14 protein-coding genes are annotated in these 21,445 nt (G+C 68.9%); 7 read left to right on the forward strand and 7 right to left on the reverse strand.

Going from position 1 to position 21,445, the window contains the following annotated elements; genetic code table 11:
- Positions 1–128: 128 nt before the first annotated feature.
- Positions 129–1,073 carry a TIGR03564 family F420-dependent LLM class oxidoreductase gene (locus OG804_RS29885; protein ID WP_328391971.1) on the reverse strand — a complete coding sequence of 315 codons (945 nt, stop codon included), beginning with the start codon at positions 1,071–1,073 and terminating at the stop codon, positions 129–131.
- A gap of 282 nt (positions 1,074–1,355) precedes the next feature.
- On the opposite strand from OG804_RS29885, the gene OG804_RS29890 reads away from it, so the two are divergent.
- Positions 1,356–2,780, forward strand: coding sequence for a WGR domain-containing protein (locus tag OG804_RS29890; protein ID WP_328391972.1), 1,425 nt, complete (start codon positions 1,356–1,358; stop codon positions 2,778–2,780).
- 4 nt (positions 2,781–2,784) lie between these two features.
- Here the strand turns inward: OG804_RS29890 and OG804_RS29895 are convergent, their stop codons facing one another.
- Positions 2,785–3,525 (reverse strand): SDR family oxidoreductase, encoded by a 741-nt coding sequence (locus tag OG804_RS29895; RefSeq protein WP_328391973.1) that lies wholly within the window; start codon positions 3,523–3,525, stop codon positions 2,785–2,787.
- 249 nt (positions 3,526–3,774) lie between these two features.
- On the opposite strand from OG804_RS29895, the gene OG804_RS29900 reads away from it, so the two are divergent.
- The gene (locus OG804_RS29900; RefSeq protein ID WP_328391974.1) at positions 3,775–4,839 is read left to right on the forward strand and encodes a hypothetical protein; all 1,065 of its coding nucleotides are present in this window, start codon (positions 3,775–3,777) and stop codon (positions 4,837–4,839) included.
- A 68-nt stretch (positions 4,840–4,907) separates the two neighbouring features.
- Here the strand turns inward: OG804_RS29900 and OG804_RS29905 are convergent, their stop codons facing one another.
- The gene (locus OG804_RS29905) at positions 4,908–5,366 is read right to left on the reverse strand and encodes a hypothetical protein (protein WP_328391975.1); all 459 of its coding nucleotides are present in this window, start codon (positions 5,364–5,366) and stop codon (positions 4,908–4,910) included.
- Positions 5,367–5,634: 268 nt separating this feature from the next.
- On the opposite strand from OG804_RS29905, the gene OG804_RS29910 reads away from it, so the two are divergent.
- Complete coding sequence (locus OG804_RS29910; protein WP_328391976.1) at positions 5,635–6,957, forward strand: NtaA/DmoA family FMN-dependent monooxygenase; 1,323 nt, start codon at positions 5,635–5,637, stop codon at positions 6,955–6,957.
- A 47-nt stretch (positions 6,958–7,004) separates the two neighbouring features.
- On the opposite strand, the gene OG804_RS29915 is transcribed toward OG804_RS29910, so the two are convergent.
- The 4 genes from OG804_RS29915 to OG804_RS29930 form a co-directional block, all read right to left on the reverse strand.
- Positions 7,005–8,279: an MFS transporter gene (locus OG804_RS29915; RefSeq protein ID WP_328391977.1), complete on the reverse strand. Its 1,275-nt coding sequence runs from the start codon at positions 8,277–8,279 to the stop codon at positions 7,005–7,007.
- Positions 8,280–8,435: 156 nt separating this feature from the next.
- Positions 8,436–8,978 (reverse strand): YaeQ family protein, encoded by a 543-nt coding sequence (locus OG804_RS29920; protein ID WP_328391978.1) that lies wholly within the window; start codon positions 8,976–8,978, stop codon positions 8,436–8,438.
- Positions 8,979–9,248: 270 nt separating this feature from the next.
- Complete coding sequence (locus tag OG804_RS29925; RefSeq protein ID WP_328391979.1) at positions 9,249–9,911, reverse strand: MspA family porin; 663 nt, start codon at positions 9,909–9,911, stop codon at positions 9,249–9,251.
- A gap of 66 nt (positions 9,912–9,977) precedes the next feature.
- Positions 9,978–10,622 (reverse strand): MspA family porin, encoded by a 645-nt coding sequence (locus OG804_RS29930; protein WP_328391980.1) that lies wholly within the window; start codon positions 10,620–10,622, stop codon positions 9,978–9,980.
- A 570-nt stretch (positions 10,623–11,192) separates the two neighbouring features.
- On the opposite strand from OG804_RS29930, the gene OG804_RS29935 reads away from it, so the two are divergent.
- From OG804_RS29935 to OG804_RS29950, 4 genes are all read left to right on the forward strand, one after another.
- Positions 11,193–12,224: a FecCD family ABC transporter permease gene (locus OG804_RS29935; RefSeq protein WP_328391981.1), complete on the forward strand. Its 1,032-nt coding sequence runs from the start codon at positions 11,193–11,195 to the stop codon at positions 12,222–12,224.
- A complete protein-coding gene (locus tag OG804_RS29940; RefSeq protein WP_328391982.1) occupies positions 12,221–13,300 on the forward strand; it encodes a FecCD family ABC transporter permease in 1,080 nt (359 codons plus the stop codon). Before OG804_RS29935 ends, OG804_RS29940 begins: the two co-directional genes overlap by 4 nt.
- An 81-nt stretch (positions 13,301–13,381) precedes the next feature.
- Positions 13,382–14,170: an ABC transporter ATP-binding protein gene (locus OG804_RS29945; RefSeq protein WP_328398831.1), complete on the forward strand. Its 789-nt coding sequence runs from the start codon at positions 13,382–13,384 to the stop codon at positions 14,168–14,170.
- A gap of 153 nt (positions 14,171–14,323) precedes the next feature.
- Complete coding sequence (locus OG804_RS29950) at positions 14,324–21,442, forward strand: non-ribosomal peptide synthetase (protein WP_328391983.1); 7,119 nt, start codon at positions 14,324–14,326, stop codon at positions 21,440–21,442.
- Positions 21,443–21,445 lie beyond the last annotated feature (3 nt).

The raw sequence follows: 21,445 nt of genomic DNA on the forward strand, positions 1-21,445 counted from the left end.
CACTCTCCACACTTCCGCCCGACCAGGGCCGCTGAGCCGATCGTCGGCGAACGGCAGGAGTGGCGACGCTACCGGGAAGCGGCGGCGAGGGGCAGAGTTGAGCGCGGCGTGATCCGAATTCGCTCGGTTCAGCCCGCTCGACCGGTGAGCGTGCCGAGGAAACGCCAGGTGGCCTGTTCGTCGTCATGGCCACCGAGGTCGGTTTGGGTGACCAGCAGTTCCGTGGCGCCCGCGTCCACGTAACGGCGCAGCTCGGCCTCGACTTCGGCGGCGGTGCCGATGACCGCCAGCTCGGCGGCGGTGGCGACGCCTTCGCGGTCCAGCACCGAGCGGTAGGACGGGATCGAATCGTAGAAGGCCAGCTGTTCGGCCGCCCGGGCCCGCGCCCGATCCGGATCGTCGGTCACCACCACCGCGACTCCCGCTATCACGCGGGGCCGGGACCGGCCCGCCGCGCGGGCGGCCGCCTCGACTCGCGGCACGATATCTCCGTCCAGGGTGCGCGGCCCGGCCAGGAACGGCACGATGCCGTCGGCGAGTTCGCCGGACGCGGCGAGCGCCTGCGGGCCCATGGCGGCCACGACGATATCGGGGCCGTCACCACCCGCGACGGCCGCCGGCAACGGTGGCGCGGCGGTGAGGGTTTCGCCGGTGAAATCGGCGGTTCCCGTGGTGAGCACGGAGCGCAGCACGGTCAGGTACTCCCGCAACCGGCGGATCGGGCGCTCGGTGGCGATCCCGAAAGCGGGTTCTTCCAAGGCCCGCGCGCCGAGGCCGAGTCCGAGGGTGAAGCGGCGGTGGCTGGCCGCGTGGGCGGTCTGCGCCTGACTCGCGACCACGAGCGGGTGGCGCGGATTGATGGGCACCACCGAAGTGCCGACGTGCAGCCCCGGCACCGCCGATCCGACGACTGCCGCCAGTGACAGTGAGTCGAAGTCGAAACGCTGTGCGAACCAGACCCGGTCGATCCCGGCGCGCTGCACGAGCTGGGCCCGGTGGATGACATCGTCGACGGCATTCGGCGCCGTGGGCCGTGGACCGAGCACGATCCCGACCGGTGCGGTGAGTGGCATATCCGCGCCAACACCCGCGCCGACGGGTCGTATTCCCTTCGGGCGCTGTTGAACTCACGCTGAATGTGAACCGTGACAGCTGCCCGGTGACCCTCCCGGCCCGTTCCTCGCGGCCCGGGATCGTCACGACCGCGGGTCGTATCTACCTCCGTCGGCACTTGTCGCCCGTCCTTCGTTCAGGGGGGTTCGTGACGAGGTGCGGCCACAGTCATCGCGCGCTGGATGTCGGTGCCTGTTGCTAATTTCCGTGTCGAAGCACAACGACGACGAGCGGGATCCAGTATGAGCACGGCAACCACGACCTATCTCGAACTGTCGGAGGACGGGGGTTCGGCGCACAAGTTCTACGAGGTGGTCGTGGACGACATCCACGTCACGATCCGATACGGGCGGATCGGCGACCAGGGGCAGAGCAAGGTCAGTTCCTTCGCCGACGCCCGCAGAGCACAGGCCGCGGCGCAGAAGAAGATCGGCGAGAAGGTACGCAAGGGCTACACGCCCGCGGTACCGGGTGCGCGAGCGGCGCGATCGGTCACCCGGCGGGCGATCAGCAGCAGTCGCTCCACCGCCCGCACCGCGCCCGTGCTGTGGAGCTTCGATTCCGGCGCCGCGGCGTTCGGCATCTTCATCGACGCCGACCGCTGCTGGGTGGGCAACGAGAACGGCGATGTGTTCACGCTGACCCCCGCGGGTGAGGTCACCGGGCGCTTCCGGTTGCCCGAAGCGGTGAAATGCATTGTCGCGGATGATTTCTGGATCTACGCCGGCTGCGACGACGGCCGTGTCTACGATCTGTCCGGCAAGGTGCCGCGGGCAGCCTACGATATCGCCGCGGATGTCGACATCTACTGGCTCGATATCCACGACGGCATCCTCGGCGTCTCCGATGTGCAGGGCGGGCTCACCGTGATCGACCACGAGGAAGAGTCGCTGTGGACCCGGCGCAGCGACGGCCAATCGGGCTGGATGGTGCGAATCGACGCCGACGGCGTGTATCACGGGCATACGAGAGGCGTCACGAAATATGACCTGAGCAGCGGTAACCATCAGTGGCACCGCAACACCGGCGGTTCCGTGCTGTTCGGCTGGCAGGAAGCCGGCGCGGTGTACGCCGGCACCACCCGTAATCAGGTGCGGATGCTCGACAAGGACGGCGGCAACGACCGGACCTTCCAGTGCGATGCCGCGGTGTATTCCTGTGCGGCCTCACCGGACGGACGCTACGTTTTCGCCGGGGACAACTATTCGTCGGTCTACTGCTTCGACGCCACCGGACGGCGGCTCTGGAAACTCGGCACCGGCTGCGGCTCGGCCTATTCGATGCAGTACCACGACGACAAGCTGTACCTGGTCACCACCAGCGGCGCCCTGGCCTGCCTGGATGTGAGCGTGACGGCGATCGGTGATGCCGAGCAGGGCGTGCTGCCGCACACCGTGTCGGTCAAAGCGCCCCAGCTCGCCGCCGTGGTCCCCAGCAGCACCGTGGAGGTGACCACCGATATCGACGGCGGCGTGGTCGTCGAATGTGTGGATGTGGGCGGGCGGCTGCGCGTGCACATCGTTTCGCCGGGCTACCGCCGGGAATGGAATGTGCAGTTCCCGCGAGATATCCGGCAGCCCGGAACCCGCTACGTGGTGGACGGGGTGGCGGAGTCGGTGCGGGGCGGGTTCTACCGGGTGCGCGGCGATATCCGCCGCCTGACCTGACCGGCTAGTTCTGCACGGTCGGGCGGATGGTGATGTCGCCGATCTCCACATCGTGTGGTTGTTCCACGGCGAAGGCGACGGCGGCCGCGACTGCCTCCGGCGCCAGCGCCCATTCGGCCATGTTGCGCCGGATCTGCGTTCGGACCCGGGGATCGTCGATGCTGTCGGCGAGTTCGGTGCGGACGACGCCGGGGGAGATCGACGTGGTGCGCAGCACGCCGTCGGTCGACTCCTGTCGCAGACCTTCCAGCAGGGTCCGGACGGCGTTCTTGGTGCCGGCGTAGATGCCCTGGTCCGGGACGATCTTCAGGCCCGAGGTCGATATCGTCGTCACGAGATGACCGCTGCCTTGTTCGTGGAAGACAGGCAGCGCCGCGGCTATCCCGTGGAGGACGCCGCGGAGGTTGACGTCGATCATCGCCGACCAGCCGTCGATGTCCAGGTCGGCAATCGGGCCGATCTTGCTGATGCCGGCGTTGTTCACGAGCACGTCGAGCCTCCCGAATTCGTCCAGCGCCGTGGCGACCAATCGTTCGAGGTCCTCGCGGCGGGTGACGTCGGTGCGGCAGGAGGCGACCCGGCCGCCCGCGTCGCGGATCGCCTGGACGAGGACGTCGAGGCGTGCTGTCCGGCGTGCGCCCAGTACGACGGCCGCTCCGCGTTCGGCGAGCAGGCGCGCGGTTGCCGCGCCGATCCCGCTGCTCGCCCCGGTGATAACCACGACCTTGCCTTCGATCGATGACATGACATTCCCTTCGCGCCGATACGGACACTTGTCCGCTTGACCTTCACCGTAGCGGACACTTGTCCGCTTGGCCACTCCGCGGCAAATCGCGACGAACGCACGCGCCGAGACGGAGGGCATGAACGATCAACGCCGCCCGCGGCCCCGGCCGCTGCGCCTGGCGACATCCGGTTCGCCGGCGAAATTTCCGCCCGGCCGCATCCCCGCGCCCGTCGGGTCATGAGTATCGGCCGGGAAGACTAGCGCTCGATGGCCGAGATGCCCGAAATACTCATGCCGGATCAGAGTGCGCCCGGTTATCCGGCCGAGTTCAGATTCTCCCCGGCTATCGAAAGTTACTACCGCCGTTTGCCGCACACGCTGCGCAGGCAGTGGGATGCCTTCGGTTCGGGATCGGCCGTCGAGGTGCCGCTGCAGGCGGGGGTGCGTGAGGTGGAAGGCACTGCGCGAACGGATTCGGGTTCGGCATCACGCAATGCGTCGCCGAGCCTCATGTCCGATGCGGCGGGGCCGCCGAACCTGAATCCGTCCACGGCAGCCGACGAAATCACACCCGGCCGAACGGGGGAGACCCGCGGCGGTGAGCAGGCCGCGCCACCTGTGCCCCCTGGAGTCGGCAATTCCGCCACCCCATGGAGCCGTCAGAACCGGGCGGCGCCGGGACCTCAGCCGGGCGCCGCACTCTCCAGGAAGCGGGCCGGAGCCGGTGCGTCCGGTCGCAAGCGTCGGTTGTCGACGGACGAGACCGTGGTGGTCTACCGGTTTCCGGACGGCCGGGCCCAGGAGGTCTCGCGGGCGGTCGCACGCGCACTCGATGTGGCATTCGGCGAGCGACCGGGCAGGAATGCCCGGACCGGAAACCCCGACCCGACGACGATTGCGCCGTCGGGCCGACCGGTCGGCATCCGGCTCGAGGCGAACTCGGCCGCCACCGGCGATATCGCGGTATGGGCTCGACGCAGCGCGGTGCTCGTCGTATTCGAGACCGGGAACAACCGCGCATACGAAGTGATCGTCGACAGCCGGCTACGACCGTTTCCCATTCCGCCGGACGACGAGCACGACGAACTCGGCCCGTTCACGGGGTTCCACCGACTATCGACCACCGGACCGGCGACCGTTGCGGTCGACCGACCGGCCAGCGCGGAAGCAACCCGCTCCCCCGGTGGGCTTCACAGCAGGGAGAAGGCGGTCGGTGCCGGGTCAGCGCAGACGAAGAGCAGCCGGATACCCCCGTACGCTCCGGCCGACGATGCGGTGCCCGAGAAGAAGCCGACCGACGGCGGCGACCGAGCGGCCGTCGCGAACTCGTGAGCTTCGGCTCGACGCGGCATCTCGCATACTGTGCACCGGTCCGTCGGCTCTCGCGCTGACCGGCGGGTTCAGCGGTCGCCTCGCCCGATGCTCACGGTAGGAAGGCTTCCGGTGAACGGGTCTTGATAGGGCGCCACGTAGGTCTTCGCAATGTCCTTCCCCAAAATAGGAAGTGCGGTGCCAGCGCCCGCCATGGACATCGAAGTGCCTGTTCTCAGTGCCCGGTCGCTCCTGGTGAAGTTGCTCAGAACTTCTCCGACGGTCCTTCCGGCCTTTCCCTCCATCAGCAGGGCTTCGGAGGACTTTCTTCCGAATGACGCGCCGAGGCCTCCGCCCGCCGCGCCGATGGCGACATCCGCGACCAGATCCCAGCCACTGTGTTTGTTGAGAAACCCGTGGAGGGCGCCTCCGGCAAGTCCCCCGAGGGCTCCGTAGAGCGGGTTCTTGAAGAAGCCTCCCACTACGGGAAGTGCGAAGCTTGCCACGAGACCCAGAACCGGGTGGTCGAGGGCTGTCAATTCGCTCATCTCCGTTCAGGTCCGGTCCGCCGAACACGGCCGACCGGGTCGTAGATCTCGGCCCGCGCTTGCCGATCCGCTCCACCGGTGTCGCCGGGCCGGACCTCCCGCGCCGAGTTCGAGTATCACACGCAGACCAGAACAATAACGCCGCGAATGTGCTCCGTCACCCGTGCCGACGAAACCTCATCAGGTGTCACCATCCCGACACGATTCCCCCGGAATCACGCTGAGCGCAAAGCTCTCTCGGCCCCCGGGCGGGTCGTACGGTCGGTAGGTGGTATCTCGTAGCGGACCTCGACGGCATCTGAAAACGGTCACCGGAGTCAGCGGAGGCGCCGACATCTACGCGGCGGCCGTGGACCCGGCCCGTTCGACACTCGATACCGCGATCACCGTCGCGAAGATCGCCGAGGACCACAAGTTCGACGCGCTCTTCGCGGCCGATCTGCTCAGCTTCGGCGCGCAGGGTGCGATCGGCGCGCAGGAACCGCTGATCTACCTCTCGGCGCTCAGCGCGGTGACCTCGCATGTCGGCCTCATCGCCACGGTCACCACCACGTTCCATCATCCGTACAATTTGGCCCGTTTGTTCGGCACGCTCGATCATGTGAGCAACGGCCGCGCCGCCTGGAACGCGGTGACCTCGTCGCTGGGCGAGGAGAACTACAGCGATCTGGAGTTGCCCGGCCCGGAGGAGCGTTACGCGCGTGCCGCCGAGTCGCTGGAAGTGGTGCACGCGCTCTACGACTCCTGGCACGCGGGCGCCCTGACGCCGGACGGCCGGGGCGGTGCGGTCCTCGATCCCGGCCGGGTGCGGCCGATCGAGTACCAGGGCCGCTATTTCACTGTGCGCGGTCCGCTGAACATTCCGCCACTGCCGCAGGGGCGGCCGGTGCAGTTCCAGGCCGGGCAGTCGGCGGGCGGGATCGAACTCGGCGCCCGCTTTGCCGAAGCTGTTTTCACCTCGCTCACCACCCTCGACGACGCGCTCGACTACACCCACAAGATCCGGGCCCGCGCCGCGGAACTGGGACGCGCGCCGGGACTGCCCTATATCTTCAGCTCTTTCCACGCCACCTACGGAGCTTCGGAAGCCGAGGTCGCGCGATTGGTCCGCGAGCAGGAGGAATCCTTCGATTTCGAAGCCGGTCGCCGACTGCTCGCGGATATGCTCGGCGGCGGTGTCGACCTGTCCGACCTGCCCTTGGACCGGCCGCTGCCGGAAAGCTTACTGCCCGAACTGAATTCGGTGCACCGGCGGCGCGGTCGCGTGGAGATCTTCGCCCGCCTGGCGGCCTCGGGGCGCACCTTGCGCGAACTCGTCCTGGAAGCCCGGCACACCGGGCACTGGTCGGCGGCGGGCACGCCCGAACAGCTGGCCGACGCCATCGAGGAGCGCTACCGCGCGGGCGTTCTCGATATCATTTCCCTCGGCGGCCTCGACGATCCCCGCACCCGCGATTTCGTGACCAACGGACTCCTTCCGGAACTGCGCCGCCGCGATATCGTCGGCAGCGACTACCGCGGCGGCACTTTCCGCGACAATCTCGAACTTCCGCCGCTGCCCGCCGCCACGCCGGGCCGGATCGCGGTGTAGCCGGCGGTCAGGAGTGCCGGAGCGCGGGGTGGTTCGGGCCGGTTCCGCTACCCGCGCGCAGCCCTGTCCGTGTCGTGTCTCCACGGCAGCAACGCGGAACTGGCGACCAGAGTCACCGCGGCTACGCCGATAGCGGTGCGGATAGTGGTCGCGGCGGCGATCACGCCGCCCAGTGCGATGAAGGCGGGCTGGACACTCCTGGCGCTGATCGACCAGGCGGTGCCGACACGGACCATGTGGTCGGCGTCGGTGCGGTTCATCCGGTAGGTCGCGAACACCGGGTTGAACACACCGGCGCAGAACAGCAGCAGTGTTTCGGCGACCAGGATGACGGTGAGGCCGAGCGGGCCCGGTCCGGCGAACACCAGCGGTCCCAGCCAGCAGGTGCGCAGAGTGCCGAATGTCAGGAGGATCGCCCGCTCGCCGTACCGGTCGACCAGTTTCGGGGCGCACATCGATCCGAGCAGGCCCCCGAGACCGGGCACGCCCAGTGCCAGCCCGTACTGCCATGGGGCGAAGCCGAGTTCGCGCAGTACGAGCAAGGCGATCAGCGGTGTGGTGAGGACGAGCGCGCCGCCGAAGAGCATGGCGTTCCAGAACAGCCGGTGCAGCGTGGGGTTTGCGAAGACGTAGGTCCATCCGGTCCGGATATCCACTGGCCGAGGGCTTTCGCGGGACGGGGGCGCGGATCTCGGTTCGGGCGTGCGGAGCCGGCGCAGGCCCAGTGCCGAGGCCAGATGGCCGCCGGCATCGATGATCAGGGTTGTCGTGGTGCCGAGCACCGAGATCAATACGCCGCCGACGGGTCCGCCCAGTGTGGTCGCGGTCCAGAACGTGGTCTCTAGGCGGCTGTGGGCCCGGACCAGGTGCGTTTCGGAGACGAGCGTTTTGAGGTGGGCGCCCTTGGCGGCGTTGAAGACCAAGCCGGACAGGGTTTGCGCGGCGGCGACCACGCACAGGTGCGCGTAGGTGAGTACACCGAGCCACGCGGCGATCGGGACAGTGGCCAGTGCGAGGCACGCCAGCAGATTCGCGGACACCATCGCGCCGCGCTTGCGCCGGAATTCGAGGAACGAGCCCATCGGCAGGGCGATCGCGGCCGCGGCGATGCCGGCGAGGGCGGCCATGAGCGAGATCTGCAGATCGGAGGCCGCGACCACCAGAATCGCGACCAGGGGCAGCGCGCCGGTACCGATCGCGCTGCCCATCTGGTTGGCGGTGAACGCGGTCCAGAGCCGGTAGAAGTCGGGTGGGAGCCGGTCGGGGTGGTCCGGTGCGAGGCCTGCGGATTTCACGATCGAGTTCCCGGTCCCGGTGCGCATCACCCGATGGTGCCCGACCGCGGCGCGGGGGTGACCAGGCGAACTCCCCCCGGTCGAGCTCGCGCGGCAGTTCGGTCGATCGGGGCCCGGTTCGTGGGCGAGGGGTAGGCCACCACGCGATTGCGTGCCGGCCAGGAGGGCACCCGGATCAGACGATCAGCCGAGCAGGTGATCCGTCACCGAGGTGCTGAGCGAGACGCCGTTGATCTCGAGGTAGAGCTGCCGCTCGGTGATCGACAGCGTGGCGGTGTTGCGGCGGCCGAGGGCCGCCGCCGCGGAATCGATGAAATCGCGGTCGAAGGCGACGAGCGGGATCGTCTCGGCACGGTGGATCCGCTTGCCGGTCAGCTGCGCCGACACCTTGGCGGGGTCGCGATGGGTGTAGACGGCGACCCGCCCGGCGAGTTTGCTGCCGCGATGCACGCGGTCGGAATCCGGGGCGCCGACCTCGATCCAGGCGGTGATCCGACCGGTGAGGTCGCGGACCAACACCGCGGGTTCGTCGGTGGAGGAGACGCCGCCGTCGCTGAACGCGATGCCCTCCTCGTACTCGAGGCAGTAGGCGAGCAGCCGGGTGACGAGGAATTCCGCGGTCTCCGACGGGTGCCGGGCCAGGCGTAACTCCAGCTCCTGATAGACGCCACGGTCGATATCGGACAGGTGCAGGGTGAAGGTGTACAGAGTCGCGCCGGTAGCCATAGGAGGGTCAGCCTATCCCGCGGCGTCGGTCGTTCGGACGGCGCGCGCCTGTGGGCGGATATTGTCAGAAATTGTGCTGTGTCACAAAGAGGCCGGGCGAAATGCGGCCGCGGCGGGGTAAACGGTCGGCTCTGGATCCGGGCAGCGAACTCCGCCCGTTCATACAACTACTCCCCGGGAGTCCGGACTGAATTCTCAGTCGGACTCCCGGGGAGCGGTCCAGTGGCCGGAGCTACCGCGCGTCGAGCGAACTCGCCGCGAGTGTGGCGATCAGCCGAGGCTGAAGGGCTGACCCCACACGCGGAACTCGGAGATGCCCTGTTCGGTGGACACCTCGACCCGGACGAAGGAGCGAGCCTGGGCGTATCCCGCGCAGCCGTTGAGGCCGATGGTGGAATCCGACCAGGTCACCGATCCGTTCGGGCCGGTGAACTTGTTGGCGAAGGAATGGCCTTCGTCGCCGTAGACGTCGGGCTTCTCGATATCGAGCAGCAGGAACGACGTGGCCTGGCCCGGGCCGAGGGTCAGGTTGCCGCCGGAGCTGAGGTTGCCGGTGACCTTGTCGCCCGAGCCCTGGACGCCGGCGCCGCCGTTCGCGCCGCCGCCGCTGATATCGACCTGGCAGCCCACCACGTAACCGGGGGTGATCTTGGTGCCCTTGTGCGCACCGTGCACCTCGACCTGCGCGCTACCCGAGACCCAGGCGTTGCGGTGCAGCGGGGTCGACCCCATCGACGGGTTGATCAGCGCCGACTCGTTGGCGATGCGCGCGGTGATCGACAGGCCGTTGGGCAGGGTGTGGGTGAGCTCGCCGCCGGGCAGCGGGACGAAAGTATCGGCACTCGCCGCGCCGGCCGAGAACAGGCCGATCGCTGCGACGGTCGCGCCAGCGAGGCTCGCGATCCGCACGGCGCTCTTCTTGATTACAGACATGACAATTTCCCTCTCGGAAGAGAATTCCGTTCAGCGACGGATTTGATCGACCAGTTACGACGTGCGTCAGCCGATGCTGAACGGAGCTCCGTACAGGGTGGTCTTCGAATAGTGGTCGCCGATGATCTCGACGACGGCGTAGGAACGGGCCTGCGCGTATCCGGCGCAACCTTCGATATTCATTTCGACGTCTTTGTAGTCGACCCAGTACACGCCGGGCTTCGGAATATCGGTTCCCTCGACGTTCACGAACTTCACGTCGCCGGGGCCCAGTTTGAGGCCGATCGAACCGCTGACGCCCATGCTCGAACTGCTCATGCTGGCGGACAGGCCGGCGGAGACAGCGTCGTCGGCGATGCTGACCTGGCATCCGATGATGTAGCCGGCGCTCACCCGGGAAGTGCCGTGGGTGGAGGAGTTGTTGGTGCCGGGGGCATTGGTGGGGCCCTTCCAGGGGCCGGGCGTGCCCTCCGGGGTCTCGGCGACGTCCGCGAAGACCCGTCCGCTCACCCAGGCGACCCGGCCGGCGCCGTTGGCCGACAGCGACGGCGAGATGAGCGCGCTCTCGTCGACTCGGCTCAATTTGAGACCGGGCCCGAGCTTTTCGCCGCCGGGGAGCGGCACAAAGGTATCGGCGGTCGCCATTCCTCCGGCGACGCCCAGCGCCGCCGCCGTCATCGCCGCGACAGCAGCAATCGACTTGATGTTCATCGTTTGTCCCTCATGCTCTTGCGAATTGCCACCGGAGCGCGTCTCTACAACGCATCCGGCGAAAACGGCAGCCGAAATTTCCGGACCATTGGCACACGAAAACACAGTGCCGCGATTCGGGTGTTTCCTGCCCACTCGCAGGTGAAATCCGGTGGCTATGGGAACCCACCGGTGGTGTCAGATCGTCTTACCGAGCGATCAGGTGACGAATGGCTGCGTCATGAATCCCTCATCCCTGTCTATCTTCTTGCAACCCGGTCGGGTTCGACCGGAAATTCTGCGGCGAAAGGGAGTGCGGGCGCGGCGACGTCAGCAGCGTCTGAGTGCGCATCTCTTCACCTCTCGCTCGTGCGTCGCTGCGCCGGACAGATGTTCGACCCGGTAGGGACGCCATCCGTTGCGAACACCGGGGTGCGGTGTCGGCGCAGTCTATTGCTTCCTTATCTGTGATTAGGTTAGCCTTTGCTCACTATAAAGGTTTGCTAACAAAATTTGTGAGCGATAACAGTGACCTATATCACACAGACCGGGAAGGGACGATTCGATGCACAAAAGGTGTGACACCGCTTCATGACCGCCGGTTCGTCCTATGAATACCACACATATGTAGGTGCCCGCAGGTGGACTGGATGGTTGCTGGCGGCTCTCTGTCTGGTAATCGCCTGCTTACTGAGTCTTGTGGTCGGGGTGAAGCATATTCCGATCACGGAAATCATTAGTGCCCTGTGGACGCCCGATGGATCGCCGGACGACCTGGTCATCAGCGAATACCGGCTGCCCCGGACGCTGCTCGGATTGCTGGCCGGTAGCGCGCTCGGTGTCGCGGGCTGCCTGATGCAGGGGCTGACACGCAACCCGCTGGCCGATCCGGGACTCCTCGGAATCAATGCCGGAGCGGCTTTCGCCATCGCGGTCGCCGTGGCATACCTGGGCGCCGACGGGATCGCCTCCTACGTCTGGTTCGGGTTCGCCGGCGCCGCGGTCGTGTCGATCGCGGTGTATCGATTGGGAACTGTCGGGCGCGGGGGCACCGACCCGATTCGGCTCACCCTCGCCGGCGTGGCGATCACCGCCGTGCTGACCGGTGTCACCAAGGGCCTGATCCTGCTGAACGCGACCGCGTTCGACAAGATGCGGCAGTGGGACGCCGGCGCGCTGACCGGGCGCGGGTACGACGTGCTCGCCGGCGCGGTTCCCTTCATCGTGATCGGGTTGATCCTGGCCGCGGTCGCCGCCCGCTCCCTGAACGCCGTGGCGCTCGGCGAGGATCTGGCCCGTGCGCTGGGCGTGCACGTGACCCGCACCCGCGCCTGTACCGCGCTCGCGTTGATCCTGCTCTGCGGCACCGCGACGGCCGCGGTCGGTCCGATCACCTTCGTCGGTCTGGCGGTACCGCATATCGCCCGCTGGATCGTCGGCCCCGATCATCGCTGGATCGTCGCCTACTCGCTGGTTCTCGCGCCCGCCCTGGTGCTGTTCGCGGATGTGGTCGGCCGGATCGCCATCCCGCCCGACGAGCTGTCGGCCGGTGTCGTGACGGCCTTTCTCGGCGCCCCCGTGCTGATCTGGCTCGCCCGCCGTTCGGAGATGAGGCAGTCGTGACCACTCTGCGCAAGCTGCCGCGGCTCGGGGCCGAGACGACGGTCGACTTCGGCCGGACGGTCCGCGTCCTGCGTTTCCGCGGGCTCACCGCCCGGTTCGGGGTGCGCAGCGTCGTGGTGACGACGCTGCTGCTCGTCGCGGCCGCAGTGGTGGCGCTGCTCGCGCTCGGCACCGGCGATTTCCCGATCCCGCCGGATCGGGTGCTGCGAGCGCTGTTCGGCAACGGTGTGGGCGGCGACGAACTCGTGGTCCGGGAGTGGCGCGCCCCCCGGGTGCTCATGGCGCTGGTGCTCGGCGCCGCGCTCGGGCTGAGCGGGGCGATCCTGCAGTCGGTCACCCGGAACCCACTGGGCAGCCCGGATATCGTCGGATTCAATTCGGGCGCGTATACGGGTGCGCTGCTGGTGATCCTGGCCGGCGGCGGGTACTACGCCACTGCGGCCGGCGCGGTGGGGGGCGGACTGCTCACCGCGCTCGCGATCTTCCTGCTCGCGTTCCGGCAGAACGTCAAGGGTTTCCGGCTGATCATCGTCGGTATCGGGGTCGGCGCGATGCTGGCCGCGGTCAACACCTGGCTCATCCTGCGCGCCGACCTCGACGACGCCATGTCGGCCGCCGCCTGGGGTGTCGGCACCCTGGACGGACTCAGCTGGGCCGAGATCGTGCCGGCGCTGATCGTGCTGGCGATCCTGGCGCTCGCGGTGGTACCCGCCGCGTACCGATTGCAGGTCCTGGAACTGGGCGACGACGCGGCCCAGGCGCTCGGCATCCGGGTGAGCCGGGCGCGGTTGGTGCTCACGGTGCTGAGTGTCGCGTTCACCGCCGTCGGCACGGCGGTGGCGGGTCCGATCGCCTTCGTGGCTCTCGCGGCTCCGCAACTGGGCCGGCGGCTGGCCCGCACCCCGACCACCGCGCTGCTGCCGGCGGCCGCGATGGGGGCCCTGCTGCTGGTGGTCTGCGATTGGATCTCGCGGCGCGCGTTCGCGCCGACCACCGTGCCGGTCGGCGTCGTGACCGCTTCGATCGGCGGCGCGTATCTGGCCTATCTGCTGGTGGCCGAGGCTCGACGGAACTGAGGAATCATCGTGGAAGAACAGCTCGATCGCACTGCCGCCGACGAGGCCGGTACTGCGCCGCACACCGGCGCCGAGGCACGGTTGCGGGCCGAACGGCTCCGGCTGGGATACCGCAGCAGGGTCATCAGCGACGAGCTCACCGTGGATATCCCCGACGGCACTTTCACCGTCATCATCGGACCGAACGCCTGTGGGAAATCCACCCTGCTGCGGGCATTGTCGCGGCTGCTGGCGCCCGAATCCGGTGCGGTGCTGCTGGACGGCAAGCAGATCGGTTCCTATCCGGCGAAAGAGGTGGCGCGGCGGATCGGTCTGCTGCCGCAGACCTCGACCGCGCCGGAGGGGATCCGGGTCGCCGATCTGGTGGCGCGGGGCCGCTATCCGCACCAGTCGCTGATCCGGCAGTGGTCGCGCAAGGACGAGGAGGCCGTCGCCGCGGCGATGGCGGCCACCGGGGTGGCCGATCTGTCCGGTCGGCTGGTCGACGAGCTCTCCGGTGGTCAGCGGCAGCGGGTGTGGATCTCGATGGTGCTCGCCCAGGAGACGCCGATCGTGTTGCTCGACGAACCGACGACCTTCCTCGATATCGCCCATCAGATCCAGCTGCTGGATCTGTGCCGCGAATTGAACCGGGGGACCGGGCGAACCGTGGTCGCCGTATTGCACGATCTGAACCACGCGTTCCGGTACGCCGACCATCTCATCGCCATGCGCGACGGCGCGGTGATCGCGGCCGGTGCGCCGCGCGAGATCGTGACCGCGGAGTTGGTGCGGCAGGTCTTCGACCTGGGATGCCGGGTGATCGACGACCCCGAAACGGGAGCGCCGCTGGTGGTTCCACTGGCCGAGAACGCGGTCCGGATGTCCTGAATGGGACAGGGCTACGGCGGGGTCCATTACCCGATAGATGTTTTACTTTAGTAAAGGTTAGGCTAACCTCAACTGTGGTCGTGTGTCGTACCGCTCGATAGAGAAAGTGTATCGGCACGACACCGAATGTGATTCACAGCGAAGGGAGTTGCCGTGCCGGCGGCAGTGCAGGACGCCTCGAAGGCAAGCGATCCCGAATTACCGCTCACCGGCCCTCAGCTGGGGATTTGGAACGCGCAGCAGTTCGATCCGGAATCCGGCCGCTATCTGGTCGGTGAGGTTCTCGAAATCTCGGGCGACGACCCGATCGATGTCGAGGCACTGGCCGAGGCGATCGGCGCCACAGTGGCCGAGGCCGAGAACATGCGGCTGCGGTTCCGCGATACCGCGGCGGGACCACGGCAAACGGTCTGCGCCGAACCCGCGGTACTGCAACCGATGATCGATCTGCGCGGTGCGGCCGATCCGGTGTCGCTCGCGCACGAAGCGGTGGCGCTGGAACGCCATCAGGCGGCGCAGCGGTGCCGGGGCATGGTGGATCGGCGCCTGTACAACTACACGCTGATCCGGCTCACCGAATGCGAGGTGTGGTGCGTACAGCTCTACCACCACCTGATCGTCGACGGTTACAGCGCGGCGCTGCTGTCGCGCCGCGTCGCCGCGCACTACACCGCCCTGCGCCGCGGTAGCGAGCCGCCCAAGGCGACCTTCGGCGCTATCGCCGAGCTGGTCGCCGATGAGCAGAACTACCGCGACAGTGCACAGTTCGCCGCCGACCAGCGCTATTGGCGCGAACAACTCAGCCCCGCACCGTCGCTCGACGGCCGGGGCACCGCGCTCGGCGGCGCGGTGGAGCGGACCATCCGGGCCGAGGCGATCTTGCCGGTCGAGACGCTGGACCGGTTGCGCAGCTGTACAGAAAAATACCGGATCACCTGGGCAGACGGCCTGATCGCCTGCTATGCCGCCTATGTGCAGCGGTTGCTGGGCAATTCCGATGTGGTGCTGTCGATGTTGATGATGGGCCGGGTCGGACGGGTCGCGCTGAGTACCCCCGCGATGGCGGTGAACGTCCTGCCGCTGCGACTGACCGTGCATGCGCACGACACGGTCGGCGAACTCGGCGTCCGAGTGGCCGAGACGCTGCGCGATATGCGTAAGCATCAGCGTTACAGCGGTGCCGATCTGGCCCGTGATCTGAGCGGTTTCGGTGCGGGCGAACTGCTGCACGGAGTCGGCATGAACCTCAAGGTCTTCGACTTCGCGCTAGATTTCGACGGGGCCGAGGGCGTGCTGCGCAACGTGGCCGGTGGGCCGCCGGAAGATCTCGGCCTGGTGGTGACGCCGTTACCCGATAAATCGGTGCTGCTCGGTTTCGAATGCGACGCGCGGACCAACGACCCGGACACCGCGTACCGCCGGGTGGCCGGACTGGTGCGAGTCGTCGAGGCGTTCACCGAACTGGACAAGGTCGCGGTCGGCGCGCTGGAACTGGTCGAGCACGACGAGCGTGTCCGGCTGCTGGCCGGTCGCGCCGGACCCGCGGCCGCCGGCGGGGCCGAGCTGGTGCCCGCCGCGCTGGACCGGATGATCGCCGAATACACCGATGACACTGTGCTGGTCGCCGGATCGCGGCGGTATACGGGCGGCGAACTGGGCGGCGAGGTGCGCCGGCTGGTGCGCTACCTGCGTGACCAGGGTGTGCGGACGGGCGACCTCGTCGGTGTCGCGTTGCCGCGCACCGCCGATCTCGTGGTCGCGCTGCTGGCCGTCTGGCGCGCGGGTGGCACGTATCTGCCGCTGGACCCGGAACATCCGGTGCCCCGGCTGCGCACCATGATCGAGGACGCGGCGCCGGTACTGGTGGTCACCGACAGCGCGCTGTCGGCCGGACTCGCCTGCCGGACGGTGGTTCTCGACGCCGAACCCGTGCGCGCCGCGCTGCGGGCACACCCGGACGAGCCGGTGACCGAGGCCGAGACCGGACCGATCCGCGGCGACCATCCGGCCTATGTCCTCTACACCTCCGGCTCCACCGGGACCCCGAAGGGCGTGGTGATCGACCACACCGCGCTGGCGCAGTTGGTGGCCGGCCACCGGTCGGGGATCTACGCCGAGACCGTCGAAGGAGCCGGCGGCCGCCGGCTCGCCGTCGCGCACACCACCTCGTTCGCCTTCGACGCCGCGCTCGATCCACTGCTGTGGCTGCTCGACGGGCATCGGATCCACTTGTACGACAGCGAGATCCGCCGCGACCCGGCGGCGCTGGTCGCCGCATTCGGCGCCGACGGCGTCGAGGTGGTGGACGGCACTCCGACACTGGCCGCCGCGCTGTTCGGGCACGGCCTCACCGAGCTCGCGCCGCGCCTGCTGGTGCTCGGCGGAGAGGCCTGCCCGCCGGACCTGTGGCAGGCGGTGCAGCGCGCCGGGATCACCGCGGTCAACCTGTACGGCCCGACCGAGGCCACGGTCGACGCGATCGGTGCGCCGGTACGCGGCGCCGACCCGCATATCGGCTTCCCGCTGCCCGGAGTCCGGGCCTACCTGCTGGACAACGGTTTGCAGACCGTCGCAGACGGGCAGGCCGGTGAGCTGTACCTGGCGGGTGCGGGTATCGCCCAGGGTTATCTGGGCCGTCCCGGGTTCAGCGCCCAGGCCTTCGTCGCGGACCCGTTCGGTCCGCCCGGGGCCCGGATGTACCGGACGGGCGATCTGGCGCGTTGGGCGCCCGGCCGCGGCTATTTCTATTCCGGCCGCGCCGACGCCCAGGTGAAGATCCGCGGGCACCGGATCGAGATCGGCGAGGTCGAGGCCGCATTGAGCGGGCTGCCCGAGGTCGCGGCGGCCGCGGCCGATGTCCGGGATCTCGCGGGACGTCCGAGCCTCATCGGTTATGTCGTGCCCGCGGCGCGCGGTGCGGCGGAGACCGCGGACCTGGGCACCCGGTTGCGCAACAGGCTGGCCGAATCGGTGCCGGACCCGATGGTGCCGACCCGGATCGTGGTGCTCGGCGAGCTGCCGTGGACCGTCAACGGCAAAGTGGACCGCGCCGCACTGCCCGAACCGGCCGAGTCGACGGGTGGCCGGGCGCCGGCCACGCCGGCCGAACAAGCCGTGGGCGAGGTGGTCGCCGAACTGCTCGGGCGCGACACCGTCGATATCGACGACGACTTCTTCGGCGCCGGCGGCGACAGCATCACCGCGATCGGTGTGTGCAGTCGCCTGCGGGAGCGCGGAGTGATCCTGGCTCCGCAGGATCTGCTGACCCGGCGCAGTCTAGGCGAGCTGGCCGCGGCGGCCGAGCCCGCGGAAACCGCGGCCGGTCCGGTATCGGATCCGGCGCCGCGCGCCGATACCGTCTCGATCACCCTGCCCCCGCGCAACGCCGCCGAACTGGCCGCCGCGCACGGACCGATCGCCGATGTGCTGCCGTTGTCGCCGCTCCAGGAAGGGCTGCTGTTCCACGCGCTGCGCGACGGGGCCGCCGATGTGTACACCTTGACGGCCCGGTTCGAACTGGCCGGTCCGGTGGATCCGGAGCGGCTGGCGGCCGCGTTCGCGACGGTGCTGACTCGGCATCCGAACCTGGGTGCGGCCTTCCACTACGAGCAGGTCGATCAGCCGGTGCAGGTGATCCCCCGCGCGCCCCGAGTGGCCTGGCGGGTAGCGGATCTGCGTTCTCTTGCGGCGGCCGCGGCCGAAGAAGGCGCGCTGGCGCTGGAAACCGAGGCGGGCGCGCAGCTTTTCGATATCGCCGAACCGCCGCTGTTGCGCGCGCTGCTGATCCGCCTCTCCGATACCACGCACCGGTTGGTGCTCACCGCCCACCATCTGCTCGCCGACGGTTGGTCGGTGCCGATCGTGCTGCGCGAGATGCTCGCGCTCTACCACGGTGAGCAGTTGTCCGAACCCGGCTACTACGGCGCCTATCTGGCCTGGCTGGCCGGCCGCGACAGCGCGGCGGCTGCCCGCCGCTGGGGCGAATACCTGGCCGGACTGCAGGCGCCGAGCCTGGTCGGCGCACCCGGACCGCGATCCGGTTCGATCGGCCTGGGGGTACCGCTGGCCGAGGCGAGCGCCGCCGCACTCGAGGTGTTCGGGCGGGCCAACCGGCTCACCATGAACACACTCCTGCAGGGCGCGTGGGCGCTGGTGCTGGCCGAACAGCTCGGCCGCACCGATATCGTCTTCGGGGCCGTGGTGTCGGGGCGGCCGGCCGATCTGCCGGGTGTCGCGGGCATGGTCGGTCTGTTCAGCAATACCGTCCCGGTCCGGCTGGATCTCGACCCCGGCCGCGCCGCCGTCGAGCAGTTCGCCGAACTCCAGCAGACCACGCTCGAACTACAGAACCAGGGCTATCTGGGTCTGGCCACCGTGGAGCGCGCGGCCGGGGTCGGGCGGTTGTTCGACACCCTCGTCGTCTACGAGAACTTCCCGAAAACCGGTGTGCAGGGACAGGAATCGCACGAGGTCGCGGTAGCCGACGTCACCGTGCACAGTCTGACCCACTATCCGGTGACCGTGACAGCTCTGCCCGGCGACCGGTTCCGGCTCATGCTGCACCACGACCCGGGTGCGGTGGATCGCGCGACCGCGCAGCGGCTGGCCGGACGGTTGGCCGCGGTGCTCACCGCGCTGGTGGACGATCCCGGCGCCACCGCCGGGGCGGTGCTCGACGCCACCCGCCACCCCGATACCCGGGGCCGCACCCTCGCCGACTGGGGGTCGGTCACCCCGATCGATCCGGAGTCGCCGGCCGTCACGGCCGAGGGCGTGACGATCGGCTTCGGCGAGTTCGAGGCGCGCGCGAATCGACTGGCCCGCTGGCTCGTTTCGCAGGGTGTCGGACCGGAGACCGTGGTCACGGTGGCGATGCCGCGCAGCCCCGATTCGGTGATCGCGGCGCATGCGATCTGCCGGGCGGGCGGGGTCTATCTGCCGGTGGATCCCGGACAGCCCGCCGAACGCGTGGACACCATCCTCGCCACCGCCGCCGCACCGCTGGTGCTCACCACCGGCGCCGCCGCCTTCGAGACCGACCGCGCGCCGGTCGTTTCCATCGATACGCTCGACCTGGCCGAGTTCGCCGCGACCGCGCTCACCGACGACGATCGACGGGCCCCGTTGCGGCCGGAGAACGCCGCCTACCTCCTGTTCACTTCCGGCTCGACCGGGGTGCCCAAGGGGGTGACGGTCGCCCACGAAGCCATCGTGAACACCTTCGCCTGGCTCCAGGAGCAGCACCGGTTCGGTTCGGGCGATACCGTGCTGTACCGCACCCCGGCGACGTTCGACGCCTCGCTGTTGGAGATCTTCCTCCCGCTGCTGGTGGGCGCCCGGATCGTGCTGGCCCGGCCGAACGGTCACCGCGATCCCTACTATCAGGCGCAGTTGATGGCCGAGGAGCGGGTCAGCGCCGTCCAGATGACCTCGTCGATGCTCACCACGACGGCCGAGGAAAGCGATCTGTCCGGATGCACCGCGCTGCGCTGTGTGTTCACCGGCGGTGAGCCGCTGCCACCGGGCACCGCGCAGCGCTTCCGGGCGGTGACGGGAGCACGGGTGAACAACCTCTACGGGCCCACCGAGGCAGCCGTCTGCATCACCTATCACGCGACCACCGACGCCGATACCGTCACCGTCCCGATCGGCCGGCCGCCCGGCGGGGCCGGGGTGCGGGTCCTCGACGATCAGTTGCTGCCGGTGCCGTTCGGTGTGGTCGGCGAGCTCTACCTGACCGGTGTGCAGCTCGCACGCGGCTATATCCATCGTCCGGAGCAGACCGCGCGCACCTTCGTAGCCGACCCCGCCGGAAACGGCGAACGCATGTACCGCACCGGCGATCTGGTGCGGTGGGGCGCCGACGGTGAACTGGAGTACGTGGGCCGCACCGACAGTCAGGTGAAACTGCGCGGGCAGCGGATCGAGCTGGGCGATATCGAATCGGCGGTCCTGCGCCATCCCGGGGTCGCCCAGGTCGCGGTGATCCTGCGCGAGGACATTCCCGGCGATCAGCGCCTGGCCGCCTACCTGCGGACCAGCCCCGGGGCGTGCGTCGATCCCGACGCGGTGCGGGCCACCGTAAGAGAAGTACTGCCGGAGTACATGATTCCCGCGGCCTTCGTGGAACTCGACGAGATCCCGATGACGAGCAGCGAGAAACTGGACCGCAAGGCGCTGCCCGTGCCCGATTATCCGGTCGATCCGCCGGCTGTGGCCGCTGTCGCCACCGCGGTCGTCGACTCCGGTCCGCCCGGAGTCACCGGGGCGGTGATCGAGGCCATGGCCGCGGTTCTGGGCGTCGCCGCGATCGGTGTGGACGACGACTTCTTCGCGGCGGGCGGACATTCGCTCACCGCGGTGCGTCTCGTCGGCCGCCTGCGCCGGGCGGGCCACGACGTCGTGGTCGACGATATCTTCGAGGCGCCGACCGCCCGGACGCTGGCAGCTCGGATCGACGGTATTGCGACGCCCTCCGAGGAGACCGCCCCGACTGCCGCCGAGTCTCCGGACGCCGAGGCACCCTCGGAGGAGATCGCCATGCTGGGCCGGCGTCTCGACCATGTGCTCGAACTGCGCACCCGGGGGTCGGCCGAACCGCTGTTCTGTGTGCACCCAGTGGGCGGCACCGCATGGCAGTTCACTCCGCTGGCCCGGCGGCTGCGCGCCGATCGGCCGCTGGTCGGATTGCAACTGCCGGCGTTGCGCGGGACGGAATCCGGCGCCACCACGATCGACGAGCTCGCCGCCCGCTACCTCGCGACGATCCGGGAGAGACAGCCCGAAGGGCCCTACCACCTGCTGGGCTACTCCCTCGGAGGCAATATCGTGCACGCGATCGCGGCGGCCCTGGCCGAGAACGGCGAAGAGGTCGCGTTCGTGGGACTGGTCGATTCCCATCCGCTCGCCGACCTCGCCGATCAGGCGGCCGAGGCATTGGCGGATCCGGACCGGCTGGAAGTGCTCCTGCCCGAACTGCCCGCGGACGCACCCGATCTCGCGGCCCGGATCCGTGGCGCGGCCGGTGAGCTGCTGCGGATGGTCACTGTTTCCGCGGCTCCTGGCTACAGCGGGCCGATGGCGTTGTACGCGGCGGACCCCGGCGGCGAGGACGATGCCGCGCGGGTCGCCGCCCAGCTGTCGGGATGGCGCCGCGACGGCGCCCGGATCACCCCGCGCCGGTTGCCGTACACGCATTTCGGGATCGTGTCCGAGGACGGCTGGTCCGAGGTCGCCGCACTGCTCGACACCGAACCGGCCCTGCGGACCTGACCG

It is taken from the genome of Nocardia sp. NBC_00416, assembly GCF_036032445.1.
Taxonomy (GTDB): Bacteria; Actinomycetota; Actinomycetes; order Mycobacteriales; family Mycobacteriaceae; genus Nocardia.